Source organism: Aequoribacter sp., from assembly GCF_965659035.1.
Classification (GTDB): Bacteria; Pseudomonadota; Gammaproteobacteria; order Pseudomonadales; family Halieaceae; genus Aequoribacter.
Genome location: NZ_CBFHWH010000113.1, coordinates 1496 through 5487 on the forward strand (window position 1 = coordinate 1496; position 3992 = coordinate 5487).

Genomic DNA, 3992 nt, shown 5'->3' on the forward strand with positions numbered 1-3992 from the left:
GCGACTGCTGGCATTGTAATTAGTGCATCGCACAATCCTTTTCAGGACAACGGCATCAAATTCTTTGGCCATGACGGTGGCAAGTTGGGTGATGAGCTCGAGTTTGAAATCGAGGCCATGATCGATCGTCCGCTAGAGACTTCGGGTTCGAGTGCCTTGGGCAAAGTCGTGCGCATTAACGATGCGGGCGGCCGTTATATTGAATATTGCAAATCGACCGTGCCTAGGGGTTTTAGCCTGGCGGGTTTAAATTTGGTGGTGGATTGCGCGAACGGTGCGACTTATCACGTAGCGCCAGCGGTTTTTCAAGAATTGGGCGCCAACGTGACAAAAATTGGTACCGAGCCCAATGGCTTTAACATTAATGCCGGTGTTGGCTCGACGGATATGAGCGCTCTGGCTGCACAGGTTCGACAAACCCAAGCGGATTTGGGTATCGCTTTCGATGGCGACGGTGACCGAGTGCTCTTTGTTGACCATCAGGGCGCAGAAATTGATGGTGACCAGTTGCTGTACGTTATGGCGAAATCACGTCAGCAGCGTGGTTGTAACGATCAAGGCGTCGTGGGTACATTGATGTCAAATCTTGGGTTGGAAGTCGGTCTTAAAGCCCTTGGCCTCGGATTTTTCCGGGCAAAAGTCGGTGATCGCTACGTGAAAGAGGCTATGTTGGCGCATGGCTGGGTGTTGGGGGGCGAATCGTCAGGACATTTAATCTGCACCGATGTGTCGAATACAGGGGACGGTATTGTTTCTGCTTTGCAGGTTTTGCGCGCGGTGGTCGAGAGCGGTGACAGTCTTCGTGCGTTGTGCTCTGAAATGGATATGATGCCGCAAACGATGATTAACGTGCGTATGTCTGAGCGCGTTGATATTACTGCTAATCCGCAAGTGCAGGCTGCGGTTGCTGAGGTGGAGTCGGCATTAGGCGACTCGGGTAGGGTATTACTGCGTCTGTCGGGCACCGAGCCTTTAGTGCGTGTGATGGTCGAGGGTAGCAATGCCAGCACCGTAAACGATTTATGTGCGAGTTTGGCGACAAAAGTTGAGCAGGCACTCGCAGATTGACTTGTAACGAATCCGTGCTTTCGATAGACTTGCGCGCGCTTTAGAGGTGATGCTATGCCAAACGCCTTAGTCGTCGGCAATTGGAAAATGTGGGGATCACGAGAGCAAGCTAAAACGCTTGCATCGAATGTTGCTGGGTCTAGCCAATCTGGCGTTGAGTGGGGCGTTTGCCCACCATTTCCCTATCTTCAAATTGCGATCGATCAGCTTGGTTGCGATCGGGTAGGTGCGCAAACGGTGAGTGCCGATCAGGCCGTGCCGCATACTGGCGATGTCAGCGCTGAAATGTTAGCTGATCTTGGCGTGCGATGGGTGATTGTTGGTCACTCCGAGCGGCGTGCAGAGCGACATGAAACAAACGCACTTGTGCGAGCGCAGGTTGAACGAGCCCTGAGTCAAGGCTTAGTGCCGATCGTTTGCGTTGGAGAAACCCTAGAGCAACGCAATGCCGGACAGGCGGAGTCGGTTGTCATAGAGCAACTTGACGCGGCTTTGCAGGGCTTGGCGCCCACGACCGATTTAGTCGTAGCCTACGAGCCGGTTTGGGCGATTGGAACGGGCGTTGTGGCAACACCTGAGCAGGCACAGGCAATGCATGCCCTTGTGCGGCAGCGAGTAAAAGATTTGGGTTTGAGCGACCGAACGCCTTTATTGTATGGGGGCAGCGTCAAACCGGATAACGCCGAAGGCTTGTTTGCCTTGGCAGATGTCGATGGCGCCCTGGTGGGTGGAGCATCGTTAGACGCGCAAGCGTTTTTAGCAATTATTGATGCCGCGGCGGCGGCAAAGGCCGAATAGGCAAGAGAATATGGAACAGATTATTTTAGTAGTACATTTGTTGGTGGCCTTGGCGATCATTGGTTTGATTATGATCCAGCAGGGTAAAGGTGCCGACATGGGTGCGTCTTTTGGTGCAGGTGCGTCGCAAACTTTGTTGGGTAGTGCGGGTAGCGGTAATGCCCTAACTAAGGCGACTTCTTGGTTGGTGGCGGCATTTTTTGCAACCAGCTTCGCCCTAGCGGTTGTAGCTAATGAGAAGACAGCACCGGTAGAAGATTTGGGTATTGAAATTCCAGTAGAGGCAGAGGCACCAGCGAGTGACTTGCCCGTTGTGGATGATGAGCCCGAGGCAATGAGCCCAACAAGCGACTTGCCGACTGTTCCTGATTCAGGGGACAATTAAGCAGTAACAAAGCCGAAGTGGTGGAATTGGTAGACACGCCATCTTGAGGGGGTGGTGAGCATAGCTCGTGCGGGTTCAAGTCCCGCCTTCGGCACCAACCATTCGACTAAAGTGATTTAGTCATCGCAAGTATCTAATCAGTCACTCCGTTCTCGTCGCGGGACTACCCCGGCCTTCGCTGTTTCCTCGCGCGCGGTATCGCGCTCGGGCTCAGGCGTGATTCGCTGTTCGAATCACCCCGCCTTCGGCACCAACCATTCGACTAAAGTGATTTAGTCATCGCAAGTATCTAATCAGTCACTCCGTTCTCGTCGCGGGACTACCCCGGCCTTCGCTGTTTCCTCGCGCGCGGTATCGCCGTCTCTGAAGGGCCGAGGGGAGGCCACAACATACTTTATGCATACTGTTGCAGCCCAGATACCTTAGAAAGGATTTTTAGCCCCCATCATTCCCCAGCTAACATCTTGGCCGCGGCCCGTTGATAGGCGCCGGCTTTGAACTCACCGTAACCGCCCACGAACGGAGTAGTCGAGAAATAGACACTGACGAAATCACGCTTGGGATCGATGTAGATCATCTGTAAGAGGTTCCCGCTCTTAGCGATCGCGCCGTCATCCCAGACGTAATCAAACTGAAGTGCGTTGCCCTGAGCCGCTTCGTTGAATTGTACTTCCGATGATTTCAACTTGGCGCCCTTGCGAAAACGCTCTTTGTCGACATTTTCGTGAAGGATCTTCATCATTTCTCCAGTCACGACTCGCTCCGATGCTACTGCACTCCAGCTTGGCGTGAACATCACCCCGAACTTCGCATAATCCTCGGGGGCCACCATGGCGAACCCTACCGGCAGTGCAGTCCCATCGGGCGCAAGGCCGAACATCATCGGCTGGCGGGCATAAAGCTTCGACCAGACCCGTTCCTCGAACACTTCCACAAAGGGCTTGTTCTCGACATTCTCAATTAACCGGGTCAAGACAGTCGTATTGAGCGATGCGTAGCGCATCACATCACCCGGCTTTTCGTTAGTATCTAACTTCTTCTGATCGCGAGCCACGTCGATCCAGCCTTCGGGCAGCCCTGTCGTCGCACGAGGATTGCCTGAAGTGGCGGCAAGAAAGCGCGTGACGGGAGAATCGGGTTGCAGAAGGGCTACGACAGTTTCCTCATTGTCGAGGCCCGTGGTCATATTTGCCACGTCCGAAGTAGACACATCATCCCACACGGTACCACTCAACTCCGGCACGTATTCGGTAATCGGTTTTCTGAGATCGACCTTACCTTCGGAGATCAGCTGCATAAGGACCAAGCCAACGGTGATTTTAGCGGTAGAGGCCGTCAAGTGCCGGTCGGTCGGGCGCATGCCAGGATAACTCTCGTAGACCACCTTACCCTTATGCACCATGATCATTGCTTGGGCGCGGTAAAGCGGATCGACCATATACTCCTGAAGCGATAAATCCCCCTGACTCGTGGACTGCTTTAGATTGAGCAATTCAGGCCGGAGATTCCGCTCTAATGTTTTGTATTCGACGTTTGGCGAGGCTTCGGCTGAGGGCATGAACTCGTCCAGATGCATGGCGTAGTAGAGCGCATGATCACCACCCATTTGGAAATGAAAGTTGCCCCAATTCTCTCGCGCCTTGCGAATAAACTCGGGCGTAAAGGCCTCTTTGGAGACTGCGACACTTACCGGTAAGGTGACGCGTGCCCCCTCAACCTTCAGCGCTTGCACGACCTCAGG

Annotated in this window: 4 protein-coding genes and 1 tRNA gene; 4 read left to right on the forward strand and 1 reads right to left on the reverse strand. The window is 53.7% G+C overall.

Annotated features, from left to right (window positions below; genetic code table 11):
* The 4 genes from glmM to ACTF5Z_RS11135 form a co-directional block, all read left to right on the forward strand.
* Positions 1 to 1068: phosphoglucosamine mutase (glmM, locus tag ACTF5Z_RS11120; protein ID WP_438985694.1), on the forward strand; the 1068-nt coding region annotated here is incomplete at its 5' end.
* 54 nt (positions 1069 to 1122) lie between these two features.
* Positions 1123 to 1866, forward strand: a complete 744-nt coding sequence (gene tpiA / locus ACTF5Z_RS11125; protein ID WP_423850218.1) for a triose-phosphate isomerase — start codon at positions 1123 to 1125, stop codon at positions 1864 to 1866.
* Between the two features lie 10 nt (positions 1867 to 1876).
* Positions 1877 to 2251, forward strand: coding sequence for a preprotein translocase subunit SecG (gene secG, locus ACTF5Z_RS11130; protein WP_423850217.1), 375 nt, complete (start codon positions 1877 to 1879; stop codon positions 2249 to 2251).
* An 11-nt stretch (positions 2252 to 2262) separates the two neighbouring features.
* Positions 2263 to 2348 (forward strand) — tRNA-Leu (locus tag ACTF5Z_RS11135).
* A 348-nt stretch (positions 2349 to 2696) separates the two neighbouring features.
* On the opposite strand, the gene ACTF5Z_RS11140 is transcribed toward ACTF5Z_RS11135, so the two are convergent.
* Positions 2697 to 3992 (reverse strand): serine hydrolase domain-containing protein (locus tag ACTF5Z_RS11140; RefSeq protein WP_438985695.1); only part of this gene is annotated, 1296 nt, incomplete at its 5' end.

Coding starts and splice junctions, on each gene's coding strand:
- secG (WP_423850217.1), top strand. CDS start 1,877: ATGGAACAGATTATTTTAGTAGTACATTTGTTGGTGGCCTTGGCGATC.
- tpiA (WP_423850218.1), top strand. CDS start 1,123: ATGCCAAACGCCTTAGTCGTCGGCAATTGGAAAATGTGGGGATCACGA.